The organism is Collimonas arenae, assembly GCF_000786695.1.
GTDB classification, from domain to species: Bacteria; Pseudomonadota; Gammaproteobacteria; order Burkholderiales; family Burkholderiaceae_D; genus Collimonas; species Collimonas arenae_A.
In genome coordinates, this window is record NZ_CP009962.1 from 3,707,001 (window position 1) to 3,722,188 (window position 15,188).

Annotated in this window: 17 protein-coding genes and 1 tRNA gene; 6 read left to right on the forward strand and 12 right to left on the reverse strand. The window is 54.2% G+C overall.

Features of this window, described 5'->3' with window-relative positions; translation table 11 throughout:
- Nucleotides 1–18: 18 nt before the first annotated feature.
- Entirely contained in the window at nt 19–471 is a 453-nt protein-coding gene (locus tag LT85_RS25500) for a transposase (protein ID WP_052135253.1), read from the reverse strand.
- A gap of 309 nt (nt 472–780) precedes the next feature.
- On the opposite strand from LT85_RS25500, the gene LT85_RS26100 reads away from it, so the two are divergent.
- Nucleotides 781–1,800, forward strand: coding sequence for an AraC family transcriptional regulator (locus LT85_RS26100; protein WP_081992451.1), 1,020 nt, complete (start codon nt 781–783; stop codon nt 1,798–1,800).
- 261 nt (nt 1,801–2,061) lie between these two features.
- Here LT85_RS26100 and LT85_RS16265 read toward each other — a convergent pair whose 3' ends face one another.
- The 3 genes from LT85_RS16265 to LT85_RS27190 are packed head-to-tail and all read right to left on the reverse strand — an operon-like array spanning nt 2,062 to nt 3,107.
- Complete coding sequence (locus LT85_RS16265; RefSeq protein ID WP_038490724.1) at nt 2,062–2,544, reverse strand: hypothetical protein; 483 nt, start codon at nt 2,542–2,544, stop codon at nt 2,062–2,064.
- Nucleotides 2,535–2,780: a hypothetical protein gene (locus LT85_RS27185; protein ID WP_052135254.1), complete on the reverse strand. Its 246-nt coding sequence runs from the start codon at nt 2,778–2,780 to the stop codon at nt 2,535–2,537. The genes LT85_RS16265 and LT85_RS27185 overlap by 10 nt, the downstream gene beginning before the upstream one ends.
- Nucleotides 2,781–3,107: a hypothetical protein gene (locus LT85_RS27190; protein ID WP_052135255.1), complete on the reverse strand. Its 327-nt coding sequence runs from the start codon at nt 3,105–3,107 to the stop codon at nt 2,781–2,783. It lies immediately after the preceding gene.
- Here LT85_RS27190 and LT85_RS16275 point away from each other — a divergent pair.
- On the forward strand, nt 3,106–3,672 hold the full coding sequence (locus LT85_RS16275; protein ID WP_052135256.1) for a tyrosine-type recombinase/integrase: 567 nt from the start codon (nt 3,106–3,108) through the stop codon (nt 3,670–3,672). The two genes, LT85_RS27190 and LT85_RS16275, sit on opposite strands and share 2 nt — an antisense overlap.
- Nucleotides 3,673–3,929: 257 nt before the next feature.
- Here the strand turns inward: LT85_RS16275 and LT85_RS16280 are convergent.
- The 4 genes from LT85_RS16280 to LT85_RS16295 all read right to left on the reverse strand — a co-directional run bounded on the left by LT85_RS16280 (nt 3,930) and on the right by LT85_RS16295 (nt 6,185).
- Nucleotides 3,930–4,006 (reverse strand) — tRNA-Val (locus tag LT85_RS16280).
- Nucleotides 4,007–4,078: 72 nt separating this feature from the next.
- A complete protein-coding gene (gene dnaQ / locus LT85_RS16285; protein ID WP_038490728.1) occupies nt 4,079–4,810 on the reverse strand; it encodes a DNA polymerase III subunit epsilon in 732 nt (243 codons plus the stop codon).
- 83 nt (nt 4,811–4,893) lie between these two features.
- A complete protein-coding gene (gene rnhA / locus LT85_RS16290; RefSeq protein ID WP_038490730.1) occupies nt 4,894–5,328 on the reverse strand; it encodes a ribonuclease HI in 435 nt (144 codons plus the stop codon).
- Between the two features lie 71 nt (nt 5,329–5,399).
- Nucleotides 5,400–6,185, reverse strand: a complete 786-nt coding sequence (locus LT85_RS16295; protein WP_038490733.1) for a class I SAM-dependent methyltransferase — start codon at nt 6,183–6,185, stop codon at nt 5,400–5,402.
- On the opposite strand from LT85_RS16295, the gene gloB reads away from it, so the two are divergent.
- The 3 genes from gloB to fabI all read left to right on the forward strand — a co-directional run bounded on the left by gloB (nt 6,184) and on the right by fabI (nt 9,731).
- A complete protein-coding gene (gene gloB, locus LT85_RS16300; protein ID WP_038490735.1) occupies nt 6,184–6,990 on the forward strand; it encodes a hydroxyacylglutathione hydrolase in 807 nt (268 codons plus the stop codon). The two genes, LT85_RS16295 and gloB, sit on opposite strands and share 2 nt — an antisense overlap.
- 214 nt (nt 6,991–7,204) lie before the next feature.
- Nucleotides 7,205–8,704 carry a transglycosylase SLT domain-containing protein gene (locus tag LT85_RS16305; protein ID WP_038490738.1) on the forward strand — a complete coding sequence of 500 codons (1,500 nt, stop codon included), beginning with the start codon at nt 7,205–7,207 and terminating at the stop codon, nt 8,702–8,704.
- A gap of 244 nt (nt 8,705–8,948) precedes the next feature.
- Nucleotides 8,949–9,731 (forward strand): enoyl-ACP reductase FabI, encoded by a 783-nt coding sequence (gene fabI, locus LT85_RS16310; protein ID WP_038490741.1) that lies wholly within the window; start codon nt 8,949–8,951, stop codon nt 9,729–9,731.
- A 101-nt stretch (nt 9,732–9,832) separates the two neighbouring features.
- On the opposite strand, the gene LT85_RS16315 is transcribed toward fabI, so the two are convergent.
- Nucleotides 9,833–10,351, reverse strand: a complete 519-nt coding sequence (locus LT85_RS16315) for an OmpA family protein (protein ID WP_038490743.1) — start codon at nt 10,349–10,351, stop codon at nt 9,833–9,835.
- 505 nt (nt 10,352–10,856) lie between these two features.
- Here LT85_RS16315 and LT85_RS16320 point away from each other — a divergent pair.
- Nucleotides 10,857–12,260, forward strand: a complete 1,404-nt coding sequence (locus tag LT85_RS16320; protein ID WP_038490746.1) for a DEAD/DEAH box helicase — start codon at nt 10,857–10,859, stop codon at nt 12,258–12,260.
- A gap of 112 nt (nt 12,261–12,372) precedes the next feature.
- On the opposite strand, the gene LT85_RS16325 is transcribed toward LT85_RS16320, so the two are convergent.
- The 3 genes from LT85_RS16325 to LT85_RS16335 form a co-directional block, all read right to left on the reverse strand.
- Nucleotides 12,373–13,233 (reverse strand): DMT family transporter, encoded by an 861-nt coding sequence (locus LT85_RS16325; RefSeq protein WP_038490749.1) that lies wholly within the window; start codon nt 13,231–13,233, stop codon nt 12,373–12,375.
- Between the two features lie 180 nt (nt 13,234–13,413).
- A complete protein-coding gene (locus tag LT85_RS16330; protein WP_038490752.1) occupies nt 13,414–14,538 on the reverse strand; it encodes an ABC transporter ATP-binding protein in 1,125 nt (374 codons plus the stop codon).
- On the reverse strand, nt 14,535–15,188 hold the full coding sequence (locus LT85_RS16335) for an ABC transporter permease (protein ID WP_038490756.1): 654 nt from the start codon (nt 15,186–15,188) through the stop codon (nt 14,535–14,537). The genes LT85_RS16330 and LT85_RS16335 overlap by 4 nt, the downstream gene beginning before the upstream one ends.

Consider the following 15,188-nt stretch of genomic DNA (forward strand, 5'->3'; position numbering starts at 1 on the left):
CCCATACGTAGCCATGCATTACACGGCGTGAATTCCATCAAACAAACTCAACCAATGCAAGGTTGATTCATCTTCACTTATTGACTTCTTACTGCTCTCTTTTGCCGCTTTTATAGACTCCCTGTAAATTTTCCGAGTGCTTTTTCTAGCAGCTTTCTGTTTTATTTGTTGACTTCGTTGATCACCATAGACTGCAATTTTTTTTATGATTTCGCACAGCTCCGGGATGTCACGTAGCTCTTCTTCCAACTGGTGCCAGACGCCACCTTCGTTCCAACGCTTGAAACGCATATAAGTGGTATTCCACTTACCAAATTTGGATGGCAAATCCCCCCAGTTGCATTGAGTAGAGATATGCCACAGGACTGCGTCGATAAATAGCCGGTTGTCTCTGGCATGAGCTCCCGCCTCGCCTTTTTTACCGAGTAGCAGTGGCTTTATTTTTTCCCATTGGTCGTCTCGGATATTCATGATGTATTCCAAATTTCGTTTACTCGACAAAGAAATCACACACGTAAAGGAACTTTGTGACGTTGAAATTTTATGGCGTCGAGTCGTACTTAAGCTTGACAAGCAGCGCCAAAAATTTAACAATTTGTGCCAGAAGAAGAAATTAAACTAGACTGCATTACCGTTGGCGTCTTCTAAAGATTGCTCCTAAAAAAAACAACTAAAACACCTTTAGTTCCACGCGGAAACCATCTTTCTTTATATGGCTTGTAAGGCCGCGAACCGTTGAGGAACTTGACTAGGATCGGCAAATCTCTAACAATTCGCGCCATGTCAAAACCAAAATCAGAAGTCTCCGCACGAGGCGTAGTTCCTAGTACCTATGTACGTCTGCTATATGAGCATCTCGAAAAAAAAGGTATAGACGCGGCAGTTTTGCTCGGAGAAGAAGTTCCAGAAGCGGCCGATCGTGGCTTACTGCGATATCCAGTGGGACGTTGGAGGGTTTTATTAGAACGAGCTGCAGAGCATTTGAACGACCCTCTGCTTGGTTTACATCTAGGCCAAACTATTACACCTGCACATCTTGGCGTGATGGGATATGTATTGTTAGCGTGTCCGCACTTAGCCGCTGCGCTGACACGCATGCAACACTACCATCGCCTACTCTATGATACGAATCCGCTTCACGTGACAGCACAAGGTTTCGAAGTGAAACTCGAATGGGGTGTGGAACGTGGTCGCCCTGGAGCGCTTGTCGATGAATGTGCAATTACCGGATTGATACAATTCGCGCGTGACGTCACTGGGCTGCGGGGCTCTCTGATCGAAGTTGGTTTTGTTAATCAGGCGCCACCGGACCTCAAGCCTTATCGTGACTGGTTTGGCTGTCCAGTGCTTTTTGAGCAAGCGACCACAACCGTACGTTTTCCTTTAGATCGGTTGACTTCTCCATTACGTCAACCAGACGCATCGTTGTTGCACGTACTGGAGCAGCAAGCAGCTACAATGCTGGCCGAGCTTCCTCAAACTGACGACTTCGAGCAGGCTGTACGCCGATGCATTGCGCGCCTTATTCGCGAAGGCGAACCCGAATTAGAACGAGTAGCCAACGAACTGCATGTCTCGTCACGCACATTACAACGCCGCCTTGATGAAAGTGGAGTCAATTTCCGCGCGCTACGCGAGGAAATTCGTCATCGCCTGGCCGAGCATTATCTGCTCGATCCACGCTTACAATTAGTTGAAATCGCCCAATTGCTAGGGTATTCCGAACAAAGCGCATTCACTCGCGCATTCCAGCGTTGGAGCGGACGTACGCCACTTACCTACAGACACTTTCTGCCATAAATCGGACCCGATTATTTGCGGTTATCTCATACAGTCATCGGGATTCAATTCGATGCTGACAACGACTGATTCGTCAAAAATATCGCCCGCCAAAAAAGCGGATTGAGGAGCGACAGCAGGCAATCAACCCTACCTGTTTCTAACTATGACAAACACGCTGTTCCAACCAACATATATTCCAAATGAATGACTTGCCTAACGCTCAAATTGAATCATTAGTTTACCGTTTCAAATCACCATAATGCTTTCGCATCCCAAGAGCTATCTCTCTCCAGGCAATGCAACTTGTGGCATTACCGGTTTCGACTGCAGCGACTTCAGCAAGCGAAATTCCGGCGGGTTCACGGTCAGACTCGACGGCAAGTCCGGTAGACTCGCCTGACCAAGCGGCATTGTAGAGACGTACGAAGCTAGTATTGACAGCGAAGCGACTGTTATCAACTTCGATAATGTAGATCGGCATTTGCTTTTCAATTTTCTCTTCCTTGATGTAATTTTTTTGATCCGATCGCGATACACGATCTCGGTTTGCGCAACAACTTCCGTTCTGGCGCGCGCCGTTTCGCGCGCCAATTCGTTTCGCTGCTCGGTTTCCTTTGTCCATGCAACGCGAACTCGACCAGCGCCGCGCATGTTGCCAACAATGAACAACGCCCCCGCCAGAAAAAGAGCCCGCAAGATGTTCCATAGCCAACCTAGCACGGTGCACACCAATTTCCACAATCCCACCAGCGTCAACCCCATATCAATACCCTCCGTGCGCGCTCATAAATAGCAAGCCGATCGGCGTATCCGTTCGCGTCGTCAACTGCAGCCGTCTTGCGTCCAAGGTTGACCAGGTCGCACACACCGTCGAAATCGCCGACGTCTGCCCATTTGTTGAGATTGTTGGTTTTCCAGAACCGACCGGCAGAACGGCAGGCACCAACCGGTTGCTCGAGCAATTCCGGATGTTCTACGCAATCGATGTCCAGGATCATCTAGGCGGCATAGTTACTCCGCCCCGTCGTTTGAATCAGACCGCGCTCGCGGAAGCTGTAGCCATCGCCGGTACCCTCTGCGCCGTTCTCCAGGCGCCCGCCATAGACGACATTTCCCAGTCGCTCAGGATTGCTGGCAAGCTCATCTGCACGACCGACCAGCAACCGCCACCGGGATCCGGCCGTCGACGCATTCTCGATGGCGCGAATACGGTCGGTATGGTAGTTCAAGTTTTCGACAAGTTGTGTCAGACGCGCTGACTCGTGACCAATCTGAGGGATAAACATGGCTTGCCGCGCCAGCGAATCAATACCGAACTCTGCCATGGCATTATTAATCGGCATCGCCCAGTTGGCTGCCCGAGTCAATGGGATTCCTTTGCGCGGGGTCTTCACCCTCGCCGGTTGCGACATCAAGAATCTGGACAATCCGTTGGAAGAAATAAAAAACGCGAAGCACCAAAAGGCGTCGCCAGATCCGCTTTCCACTGAAGATATGGAAGCAATCTTCCGCGACATGAAGAAGGAGTACGACCCACAGGTTGCGAATTATTTCGAGTTTGCGTTTTTGACTGGAATGCGTCCGGAAGAACTCATTGCGCTGAAGTGGGCAGATATCGACTGGCACCATGCCACCATTAAAGTACAAAGGGCCAGAACATTCAAAGGACGAGAGAAAAGTCTCAAGATGCACGAAATGCGCAATGTCGACCTAGTAAAACGTGCTATCGCTGCCTTGAAGGCACAGAAACCGTATACCTATTTGAAAAAATCCGACATATTCAGCAATCCAAATACCGGGAACGCTTGGCATGACGAACGCTCGCAAAGAGATCATTATTGGAAGCCGACGCTGAAGAAACTTGGAATTAGGGAGCGCCGCACTTATTAGACTAGGCACACATACGCCACAATGACGCTGACGGTCGGCGTGAATTTCGCCTACATTGCTCAGCAAATGGGACATGCTTCAGCCAAGATGCTGTTCAGCGTCGATGCAAAGGGATTAATGTGCAGATCGCGAGAGGCAGAAAGCAAAAATGGAAGCCATATCGGGCTTCCATTCAGCATTTCCTACAATAGATTTTTCTTGATCAATTCTGAATTAATCCAGAACTATCCCAGCATTCCCAACAACTCCGAGAATACTGGTAGGCACGATTGGACTCGAACCAACGACCCCTACCATGTCAAGGTAGTGCTCTAACCAGCTGAGCTACGCGCCTAAAGAAGCGAAATTATAATAGCAAATCTTGTCCGTGGCTAGTGTCTTGTGCAGATTTTTTACGAGAGCACTTTTATGGCATGTTTTCTGCGGGTTCGGGGGCGGGTTTGCGCCATATGCACGTACCTTTGGCGTCCTTATCCAAGCCGTTTAGCAGCAACTCATGCGCGGCCAGTTCTTCTTCATTGGCTGCGCGCACTACAATTTCCGCCAAAGGCAACAACTCCAGCGTTGCGCCGCCACCGTCTACATCATTGTGGCCGCCACCGACATCGATGCTGAAGCTGTTCTGGCCGCGTGTCATCGCCAGATAGACTTCAGCCAGCAATTCCGAGTCCAGCAGCGCGCCGTGCAAGGTGCGATGGGCGTTGGAAATGCCATAGCGATCGCACAAGGCATCCAAGGAGTTGCGCTTGCCCGGGTACATTTCCTTGGCCTGCACCAGCGTATCGATCACGCCAGCGACATCGCTAGAGAATGGGCTTTGGCGCAGGAGTTTGTATTCAGCGTCGAGGAAACCCAAATCGAAGGGAGCATTGTGGATGATGACTTGGGCGCCGCGCGTGTACTCGCGGAGTTCATCGAAAATCTCGGCAAACTTCGGTTTATCGCTCAAAAATGCCGTCGTCAAGCCGTGGACTGCGAGCGCGCCCTCTTCCGAATCGCGCTCGGGGTTGATATAGCGATGAAAATTATTACCGGTCAGCCGCCGGTTCATCAATTCGACGCAACCGATTTCGATGATGCGGTCGCCGGTACGCGGATTGAGACCGGTAGTTTCGGTATCCAGAACAATTTGTCGCATGGTCACTTACTCTTCAATACAAACATAAAAACACGCCGCATAAAAATCGCCGCAGATAAAGCTGCGACGATTTCATCGCTGCATTATAAAACCGTCGTCACGCCACGATTGGCAAGCTGGTCGGCGCGCTCGTTGCCGACATGGCCTGCATGCCCTTTTACCCAGCGCCATTCGATCTTATGCCGCGCCTGCGCCGCATCCAACGCCTGCCACAAGTCGACGTTCTTTACCGGTTCGCGCGCTGCGGTTTTCCAGCCGCGCGCTTTCCAGCCGTGAATCCACTCGCTGATACCTTTTTGCACGTACTGGCTATCCGTGAACACAATTACCTCGCATGGGCGGGTCAAGGCGGTCAGCGCTTCGATGACCGCCTTCAGCTCCATCCGGTTATTGGTGGTATTGCGTTCACCGCCGAACAATTCCTTTTCCTTGCCATCCGCCACCAGCAGCGCCCCCCAACCACCAGTGCCGGGGTTGCCTTTGCATGCGCCATCGGCAAAAATTTCTACTTTATCCATACTTGCTTGCTTCACTTTCACTACTTGTTGTTGTCACAGCCCGCGTACGGGTTGCTCTCCGAAAATCGTTATTACTCAATACCAGCTTGATCCGTCTTATGAATCTTATTGGTGGCAGGCACCCCGCGCGCAGCCTTGATGGCCTGCTTGCTGAAAGCCGGACCGACCAAATGCATGCCCTTGACTCTTTTGACCGCCTGCACAATATATATAGCGCCGAAATACGGCCACCAGCGATTGCCGGCCTTTTCCATGAAAGCAAAACGGTGCAGCCATTTGCTGCTGGTATATGGCGGCGCATAGCAGCCGAAATGGCCACGGTTAACTTCCATGTTCAATAACTTCAACCAGTCTTTCAGACGCAGTAAGCTGATGAACTCAGCATTTTGCGGCAAGAAATGCGCTCCGGACATGCGACCCGCCGTCTGCCGGACTCCCCACAGGCTGGCGGGATTAAAGCCGCAAATGATGACTTGTCCTTCAGGAATCAGCACCCGCTCGACCTCACGCAAAATCTGGTGCGGCTCGGCGGCAAATTCCAGCACGTGCGGCAACACCACCAGATCCAGGCTTTGCGAAGCAAACGGCAATTCTGCAAAATCGTGGGTCACCACTATACCGGACTGCGCCTCGCCGGCCTCCGGCAAGCGGCTGTCCGTCAACCATTTATGGCGCATGCGATTGGCCTGCAGCGCCTTGATTTGCGGTACACCGATCTGCATTGCGTTGAAGCCGAAGATATCCGCCGTCATCGCGTCCAGGCGCGCCTGCTCCCATTCCAGCATGTAACTGCCGGTGGGTGTCTGCAGCCAGGGGCCGAGCGCTATAATGGACTTTTCTGCTGACGGATTTCCCATGCCTGCCTTATTAAATAAATCGTTGAGTGTGTTGGCAGTACCGGCGTTTAACGACAATTATTTGTGGCTGATTCACAATAGCCGCCATGCCGCAGTGGTCGACCCTGGCGATGCACAGCCGATTCTGGCCTCACTCGAAGCACATGGCCTGACACTTGCTGCTATTTTACTGACTCATCACCATGCTGACCATGCCGGCGGCGTACAAACTTTGCTGCAACATTTCAAAGTCCCTGTATTTGGTCCTGCAGGCGAAACCATCGCCGGCGTCACTCAAGGACTGGCCGAGGGCGATACCGCCACCATTCCGGAACTGGCGTTAAGCCTTTCAGTGATAGATGTTCCCGGCCACACCAGCGGTCATATTGCCTACGTGGCGCAAGGCCATCCCTGGCTATTTTGCGGCGACACCCTGTTTGCCGGCGGCTGCGGACGCCTGTTTGAAGGCAGCCCGAGCCAGATGGTCAGCTCCCTGGCAAAACTAAGCACGTTGCCGGGAGACACTTTAGTCTACTGCGCTCATGAATATACCATCTCGAATCTGCGCTTTGCCTTGGCGGTAGAGCCAGACAATGCCCAGTTGGTGGCCCGCATGGCAAACGAACAAGCCAAACGCGACCTCCAGCAAGCCACGGTTCCCTCGACCATTGCATTGGAAAATGCCACCAACCCCTTCCTCCGTTACCAACAGCCAACGATTATTGCCAGCCTCAATGACAGCGGCCGCCTCACGGCCAAACAGCTGGAAACTGGTCCGGTAGCGGCTTTTGCTGCATTGCGGGAATGGAAAAACGGTTTCAAATAATGCCACCAGGAATGAAGTTAATCGGAACGATTCATTGTAGTTGGTCGTTAGATAGTCTCCGCATATCGATTTCCGGAAAGTAATACCTAATAAATCAATCACTTAACGCATGTAACAATGCAATTTCTGCTTGACGGGGGAAAACCGCCTTACGTACACTGCGGTTATTCCATTATTACCGGTCGATGACATCCCGGTCACATAAATTGAACCCATGTACCAGCTAAAACTCAAGACATTCGCCTTCGCCGCACTGGCTTTTTTTGGCACTCCGCTCTTGGCTCACGCCAACGACATTTCCATCTATACCCCCACTTTCAGCTTGATCGATCCGAACGACCCCAGCGCTGGCATGCTTGGCATGGAGCAAGTCGATATTTGGGCACGGATACGCAAAGGGTTCGCCATTCCCGACCTGGATAACCAGCAGGTGGTCAACCAGACCGATTTCTACAGCGCCCGGCCTGAATATTTTGAGCGCACCACGGTACGCGCTTCCCGCTATTTGTTTCATGTAGTCCAAGAGCTGGAAAAACGCGGCATGCCGACCGAACTGGCGCTGCTGCCATTCATCGAATCGGCCTTCAATCCGGAAGCCCTGTCCAGCGCCAAGGCAGCTGGCATGTGGCAGTTCGTACCATCTACCGGACGCGACTACAACCTCAAGCAAAACATGTTCAAGGACGAGCGCCGTGACGTCCTGGCCTCGACCGACGCTGCGTTGACCTATCTGCAAAAACTGTATGGCATGTTCGGCGACTGGCAACTGGCGCTGGCCGCCTACAACTGGGGCGAAGGATCGGTGCAGCGCGCCATCAACAAGAACCAGGCCGCCGGCTTGCCGACCGATTTCAACAGCCTGGCACCTCTGATGCCGGCCGAAACCCGCAATTACGTTCCCAAGCTGCAAGCAGTGAAGAACATTATTGCTGCGCCGGAAATGTATAACATCGCGTTGCCAAAAGTCGACAACCAGCCTTACTTTGTGACGATCGGCAAGACGCGCGATATCGACGTCAAGGTTGCGGCGCAGTTGGCGGAATTGTCGCTGGACGAATTCAAGGCCCTGAATCCGCAATTCAACCGCCCGGTCATTATCGGTAGCGCGGATACCAAGATCTTGCTACCGGAAAGCAACGCTGAAAAATTCAAGAATAACCTCACCAAATTTACCCAGACGCTGTCATCGTGGACTTCGCATACCGTCGGCAGCGCCCGTGAGCGGATTGAAACCATCGCGGCCAAATTCGATACAACCCCAGCCGTCATCCGCGAAGTCAATCACATTCCGCCAAAGATGCTGCTGAAAGCCGGCTCCACCATCCTCGTACCGAAAACCGAAGCTTCTGATACCGATATCACCGCTGAAGTCGCCGACAATGCCACCATGGCGGTAACCCCGGATGCACCGGAAAGCCGCCGCATCTATGTCAAAGTCGGCAAGCGCGACACTTTGGCGTCGATCGCGTCGCGCTATCGCGTCAGCGTGAGCCAGGTGAAAGCCTGGAATGGCTTGCATCATGATGGCGTCAGCCGCGGCCAAAGCCTGCAGTTGCAAGTGCCGAACCGCATGGTGGCGTCAAGCTCCGGCGGCAAAAAATCTGGTCACAATGTCCGTTATCACACCGCAGCTGCGAGCGGCAAAAACAAGGTGGCCGCGAAAAAGAACGGCAAGCCGGTGGTATTGGCTTCCGCCAGAGGCTCGCGCAGCTGATTGCAGCTAATATTTATCGAGGCAATTCGATGTTCTCGTATTAAAAAGCCCCATGGCGCCGCTGCCCAGCGCCATGGGGCTTTTTTAAAATTTGTCGTAGAAGCCTGAAATACAAGACTATTCGAAATACTGGCATGGTTGCCCTCAGCGCGGCGAACCCCTACAATCTTGCCCTGTTCGTTAAGAAGTTCAAGTACACCACCAAGCGCCCGCAATGCAAACGGCGCGCACATCTGGAGTCAATATGGCATTCCTGCAAGGCAAAAAAATTCTGATCACCGGTTTGCTGTCTAACCGCTCAATCGCTTACGGTATCGCACAAGCTTGCAAACGCGAAGGCGCCGAACTGGCGTTTACCTATGTCGGCGACCGCTTCAAGGAACGCATTACCAATTTTGCAAAAGAATTCGACAGCGAATTGATTTTCGACTGCGACGTCGGTAGCGACGAACAAATCAACGCCCTGTTTGCCGACCTCGGCAAATCCTGGGACCACCTGGACGGTCTGGTGCACGCTATCGGCTTCGCTCCCGCCGATGCGATTGCCGGTGACTTCCTGGACGGTTTGTCGCGCGAAGGCTTCAAGATTGCGCATGATATTTCAGCCTACAGCTTCCCGGCAATGGCAAAAGCGGCGATTCCGCTGCTGCGCCCGAACTCGGCGCTGCTGACCCTGACCTATCTTGGTTCGGAACGCGTGGTCCCTAACTACAACACGATGGGCTTGGCCAAGGCATCGCTGGAAGCCAGCGTCCGCTACCTGGCCGGTTCGCTAGGCCCTAAGGGCATCCGCGTCAACGGCATTTCCGCTGGACCGATCAAAACCCTGGCCGCCAGCGGCATCAAGGGCTTTGGCAAAATCTTGGGTTTTGTCGCCGAGCACGCGCCGTTGCGCCGCAATGTAACGGTGGAAGACGTCGGCAATGCAGCCGCGTTCTTGTTGTCGGACCTGTCCAGCGGCATCACTGGCGAGATCACCTACGTCGATGGCGGCTTCTCGCATGTGGTGGGCGGCATCGCCGAGTAATTCTGTGCTAGCAAGGAATTGCGCCTGACAGAAATGCAGGCCGAAAAAAAATCCCGGCATATCATGCCGGGATTTTTGTTTGCGCTGAGGATTAAGGCCGGTTACTGATGAACAGTCACCTCGACCCGGCGGGCGCCGGCATCGTCGCCCGCCAACGAAACCTGCGGCTTGTCCAGTGTCACACGGGCCTCTTCCACACCAGCCGCGACCAGTACCGCGCGCACAGCCTTGGCGCGATCTTTTGACACTTCCGCATTGACGTCGGCATTGCCGCTAGCATCGTGAAAACCGGAAACCGCAGCCGTAGCGGCCGGATTCGCTTTCAGATACATCTCGACGGGGCCGAGATCAGTGGCGGCACTGGCAGGGACTTCGGATTTCCCGGTTTCAAAGAGGATTTTCACAACGGCAGGAACGCCGACAACTGCGGTTTCTGCGCCTGCGGCAACGCCAGACGCGGCTGTGGCTGGTGCTGCCACCGTTGCGGCTGGTTTGTCAGCACCTTTACCTGCAGTGACGCCAAAATAACCAGCCAGCAACAACATTGCCACCACGACCACGCCAACGATCGCCCAGACAATTCCCAATGCTGCCCTTTGTTCACCATCGTTATTATCCATGCACCACTCCTATTGTTGATTAGTAAATATTTGATTGTATCTGAATCTGTAAAAGGCCAAAACACAGCCCCGACAAACAACGTTATAGCGACAAATCAACGACATATTCCAGGCAATTGCATGAATAAGCTGCGCCAAGCCGAAAAGTATTGTATTATTCTGTGCTGCGTTGCAATAACGAGCGCAGACAGCATACTGATTCACGATCATATCCAGTTTCCGGTGCGCTGTAAAAACCTGCTGTAAAAAAATAATATGTAGCTGCGCAAGCCTAAGCGTGTCCTGGCCTCAAATTGGGACATTGCATTGTAAAAGCCCTCCCGCCTTGTGTGTCGATCCTGACACCGTCCCGGCGCAAAGCTTTTGTGCCGAAATTTCTTTGTATTTGTCTCTTAGTCATTTCGTTGGTTGGCGTTGCTTTTTTGCGTTCGCTGCATTCGTCGCTGGTCGATAGTTTGCGCGATTATTTGTAGCTTATGACGCTGCACTTTACGAAAGAAGAAAAATGACTTTTGAATCACTTGGCCTCCACACGTCCGTTATCAAAGCACTGACCGAGGCTGGCTACACCAAGCCGACCGCTGTTCAAGAACAAGCAGTCCCGGCCGCTATCGAAGGCCGCGACCTGATGGTTTCGTCGCAAACCGGCTCCGGCAAGACCGCAGCATTCATGCTGCCTGCCCTCCACAAATTCGCTTCCGAGCAGCAGGCTGCCCCTGCAGCCGGCAACAAGACCCCTAATCAAGAAATGCAAGCCTCCCGCGCACGCGGCGAGCGTCCACGCTTCAAGCCAGCACAGCCAAAGATGCTGGTGCTGACGCCGACCCGCGAACTGGCTTTGCAAGTTACTACCGCAACCGACAAATACGGTTCGCACATGAAGCGCGTCAAGGCGATTTCGATCCTGGGCGGCATGCCTTATCCGAAGCAGATGCAATTGCTGGCCAAGAATCCGGAAATCCTGGTGGCGACACCTGGCCGTTTGATCGACCACATGGAATCCGGCAAGATCGATTTCTCGCAACTGCAAATCCTGGTGCTGGACGAAGCTGACCGCATGCTGGACATGGGCTTCATCGACGACATCGAAAAAATCGTTGACGCAACTCCAGAAACTCGTCAAACCATGCTGTTCTCGGCTACGCTGGATGGCGTTGTCGGCAACATGGCAAAGCGCATTACCAAGAACCCGATGATCATCCAGATCGCCGGTTCCGCCAGCAAGCACGAAAACATCCAACAGAAGGTTCACTTCGTCGACGACCTGTCGCACAAGAATCGCCTGCTGGACCACCTGCTGCGCGACGTCACTATGGATCAGGCTGTTGTATTTACAGCGACCAAGCGTGACGCCGATACGATCGCCGATCGCCTCAATATCGCCGGCTTCGCTGCCGCCGCCCTGCATGGCGACATGCATCAAGGCGCGCGTAACCGTACCCTGGACAGCCTGCGTCGCGGTCAAGTCCGTGTGCTGGTTGCGACCGACGTTGCCGCGCGCGGTATCGACGTTCCTGCAATCACCCACGTATTCAACTACGATCTGCCGAAGTTCCCGGAAGACTATGTTCACCGTATTGGTCGTACCGGCCGTGCCGGTCGTAACGGCGTTGCAGTATCGCTGGTGAACCACGCTGAAGGCGTCAACGTCAAGCGTATCGAACGCTTCACCAAGCAATTGATCCCTGTCGATGTCGTTGAAGGTTTCGAACCAAAGCGCAGCGCTTCGGCGCCACGCTCGAACCACAAACCAGGTGGCTGGAAACCAGGCGATAACCGTGGCGGCGCAAAGCCGGGCGGCCGTACTTTCAGCAAGCCAGGCGCACCACGTAAAGAAGGCGGCGGTGGCGGCTACAAAGGCAACCGCTCGAACGACAGCGGTGCACGTCGCTCGTTTGGCGACCGTTAATCAGCCAAGCAAGCCAGGCGATCGCATGATCGCCGTGCATTAAAGAAAAAGGCCACTGGAATTTCCAGTGGCCTTTTTCATTGCAGCTTGCTTACACGATGTCCGCGATAGCTCAGGACGCCCATCCTAACATCACCGCGCCCGCTGCAATCACGGCACACGAAGACAGCCGCCGGAAGGTCAAGGCTTCACCCAGGAACATGCGCGCAATTAGCGCGGCAAACAAAACCGACGTCTCACGCAATGCAGATACCGGTCCCATCGGCGCCAGGGTAATCGCCCAGATCACAATGCCATACGCCAGCAGCGACATGACGCCGCCGCCGAGCGCGTTCCAGGTAGCACGCGTGGCCACCACCGCAGGCAGGCGACCATGCAGCGACAAGTAAATCACCAGCAAGGGTAGGCCATCGAGCAAGAACATCCAGCCAGCGTAGGATGCTGCACTGCCAGCCAGGCGTGAACCGAGGCCGTCGACGATGGTATAGCCTGCAATGAACAAGCCAGTGGTAAATGCAGACAAAGGCGCGTCCCATTGGCGGTGACCGTCCAGGTTGCGCTTGTTATTGAATTTGATTTGGGCCAGGCTAATGATGCCGAGCGAAATCAGGGCAACCCCAATGAGCGTCAAAACACCCAACTGCTCACCGGCAAAAAAAGCCGCACCTAGGGAAACCAGCAACGGCGATGAGCCGCGCGCAATTGGGTAGGATTGGCCGAAATCGCCGGCCCGATAGGCGCGGACCAGAAACAGGTTGTAGCCGGCATGCAGCGCCACCGACATCAGGATATAGGGCCAGCTGGCAGCCGCCGGCATCGGCGCCCACAACACGATGGGCAGCGCAGCCGCCGCAGAGCCAATCGTCATCAGGGTGATGGCCCACAAACGATCGCCGCTGCTTTTCAGCATGGCGTTCCAGGAAGCATGCAGCAAGGCTGCGCACAATACCAAAGCAATCACGCCAGTCGTCATGCGCTAGCCCCGCCAACCTTGCTAACCCACCTTGAATACCAGCGCATAGATTTGAATGACAACGTCAAGTAGCAAAACCCGACATTGTAAATGCTAAGCGGGGTCTGCGCTTATCGTGCAAAACCCGGCGCAAAACCCTGAGCCCCCCCCCCCCCGCTGATTGACTCACGACAGAAAGATTTACTTGGCGCGCGAACGGCCGGAACTGAGATAGTCGGCGATCGAATCCTGGGTCACCTCGCCCAGATAGCTATTATCCTGATCGATTACCGGCATCCAGCTGGTGCTGTGCTTGTACATCTTCGACAACACGACGCGCAGGTTTTCATCCGGCGCCGCGCTGACGGTAAACGGCTTCATTTTTTCGATACAAGCGCCCTGCCCGCCGCCGCGCGCATCGCGCCGCGAGACATAACCCAACGCATGATTGGCGGCGTTGGTGACGGTCACATAACGGTAGTCGTTCTCATCCATCACGCCGTACGCAGTCGTCATGCAGGCATCCTCCTGCACCGTTGCCGAGGTAGTGGCGGCGTCGCCGGCGCGCACCAGCAGCAGACGTTTCAAGGTCGCATCCTGGCCGACGAAGGAACCGACGAATTCATCTTTAGGCCGCGCCAGCAAGGTATCAGGATGATCCACCTGCACCAGCTTACCGGCGCGGAAAATCGCGATCTTGTCGCCCAGTTTGATGGCTTCGTCGATATCGTGGCTGACCATGATGACGGTCTTGTTGAGTGCGCGTTGCATCTGGAAGAATTCGTTCTGGATCGATTCGCGGTTGATCGGATCGACCGCGCCGAACGGCTCATCCATCAACAACACCGGCGGATCTGCCGCCAGCGCGCGAATCACGCCGATCCTTTGCTGCTGCCCGCCCGACATCTCGCGCGGATAGCGGCTCAGGAAACGCTTGGGATCGAGCGCCACCATTGCCATCAGTTCGGTTGCGCGTTCATGGCAGCGCTTCTTGTCCCAGCCCAGCAGACGCGGCACCACTGTGATGTTTTCTTCGATGGTCATGTTGGGAAACAAACCCACCTGCTGGATCACATAGCCGATTTTCCGGCGCAAGGTCACTGCATCGATATCGGCAGTATCTTCGCCATTCAACAGCACGCGGCCGGAACTCGGTGTAATCAAGCGATTGATCATTTTCAAGGTAGTGGTCTTGCCGCAACCGGAAGGTCCCAGGAAAACGCAGATTTCACCTTCGGCAACCGTCAGGTTGACTTCATCCACAGCCTTGACCTTGTTGCCGTCTTTTTGCGTGAATACTTTACTGAGTTGATCGAGTTGAATCATGATTTTTGCATTCCTTTCGGTGTAAGCAGGCGCTGCAGCCATTGCAGCAGCAGGTCGGCGACGATCGCCAGCAAGCTGATCAAGACCGCGCCCACTACGAGTTTTTGCATGTTGCTCTGGCTGATGGCATGCAGGATCAGGACGCCCAGGCCACCGGCGCCGATAATCGCCGCCACGGCCATCACGCCGATATTCATGACGACGGCAGTACGAACGCCGCCCAAGATGACCGGTACCGACAAAGGCAGATCGACCAGCCGCAACCGCTGCCAGAAGGTCATGCCGATGCCGATGCCGGCTTCCTTGATGCCGTGCTCGATGCCATCCAGCGCCAGATAGGTATTGCGCATGATCGGCAACAGCGAGTACAGGAACACCGCAGTGATCGCCGGCAGCGGCCCCAGGCCCTGGCCGAAGCGCGAGAACAACGGGATCATCAAGCCGAACAAGGCAATCGATGGCAAGGTCAGGATGACGGTCGCCACACCCATCATCGGACTGGCCAGCCAGCGGTGGCGAATCATCACGATACCGAGCGGCACGCCGATCAGGATCGCCAGGCCGACCGCGATGCCAACCAGCATCAGGTGCTGGATGGTGAGGTGCAGGATTTCCGGCCAGGCGCTAAACAGATAATTAAAAAATGTCAT

Excerpts from the sequence above, each read along its gene's own strand:
- LT85_RS25500 (WP_052135253.1), bottom strand. The coding sequence starts at position 471 with ATGAATATCCGAGACGACCAATGGGAAAAAATAAAGCCACTGCTACTC.
- LT85_RS26100 (WP_081992451.1), top strand. The coding sequence starts at position 781 with ATGTCAAAACCAAAATCAGAAGTCTCCGCACGAGGCGTAGTTCCTAGT.
- LT85_RS16265 (WP_038490724.1), bottom strand. The coding sequence starts at position 2,544 with ATGGGGTTGACGCTGGTGGGATTGTGGAAATTGGTGTGCACCGTGCTA.
- LT85_RS27185 (WP_052135254.1), bottom strand. The coding sequence starts at position 2,780 with ATGATCCTGGACATCGATTGCGTAGAACATCCGGAATTGCTCGAGCAA.
- LT85_RS16275 (WP_052135256.1), top strand. The coding sequence starts at position 3,106 with ATGGCATTATTAATCGGCATCGCCCAGTTGGCTGCCCGAGTCAATGGG.
- LT85_RS27190 (WP_052135255.1), bottom strand. The coding sequence starts at position 3,107 with ATGGCAGAGTTCGGTATTGATTCGCTGGCGCGGCAAGCCATGTTTATC.
- dnaQ (WP_038490728.1), bottom strand. The coding sequence starts at position 4,810 with ATGCGACAAATTGTTCTGGATACCGAAACTACCGGTCTCAATCCGCGT.
- rnhA (WP_038490730.1), bottom strand. The coding sequence starts at position 5,328 with ATGGATAAAGTAGAAATTTTTGCCGATGGCGCATGCAAAGGCAACCCC.
- gloB (WP_038490735.1), top strand. The coding sequence starts at position 6,184 with ATGCCTGCCTTATTAAATAAATCGTTGAGTGTGTTGGCAGTACCGGCG.
- LT85_RS16295 (WP_038490733.1), bottom strand. The coding sequence starts at position 6,185 with ATGGGAAATCCGTCAGCAGAAAAGTCCATTATAGCGCTCGGCCCCTGG.
- LT85_RS16305 (WP_038490738.1), top strand. The coding sequence starts at position 7,205 with ATGTACCAGCTAAAACTCAAGACATTCGCCTTCGCCGCACTGGCTTTT.
- fabI (WP_038490741.1), top strand. The coding sequence starts at position 8,949 with ATGGCATTCCTGCAAGGCAAAAAAATTCTGATCACCGGTTTGCTGTCT.
- LT85_RS16315 (WP_038490743.1), bottom strand. The coding sequence starts at position 10,351 with ATGGATAATAACGATGGTGAACAAAGGGCAGCATTGGGAATTGTCTGG.
- LT85_RS16320 (WP_038490746.1), top strand. The coding sequence starts at position 10,857 with ATGACTTTTGAATCACTTGGCCTCCACACGTCCGTTATCAAAGCACTG.
- LT85_RS16325 (WP_038490749.1), bottom strand. The coding sequence starts at position 13,233 with ATGACGACTGGCGTGATTGCTTTGGTATTGTGCGCAGCCTTGCTGCAT.
- LT85_RS16330 (WP_038490752.1), bottom strand. The coding sequence starts at position 14,538 with ATGATTCAACTCGATCAACTCAGTAAAGTATTCACGCAAAAAGACGGC.
- LT85_RS16335 (WP_038490756.1), bottom strand. The coding sequence starts at position 15,188 with ATGACATTTTTTAATTATCTGTTTAGCGCCTGGCCGGAAATCCTGCAC.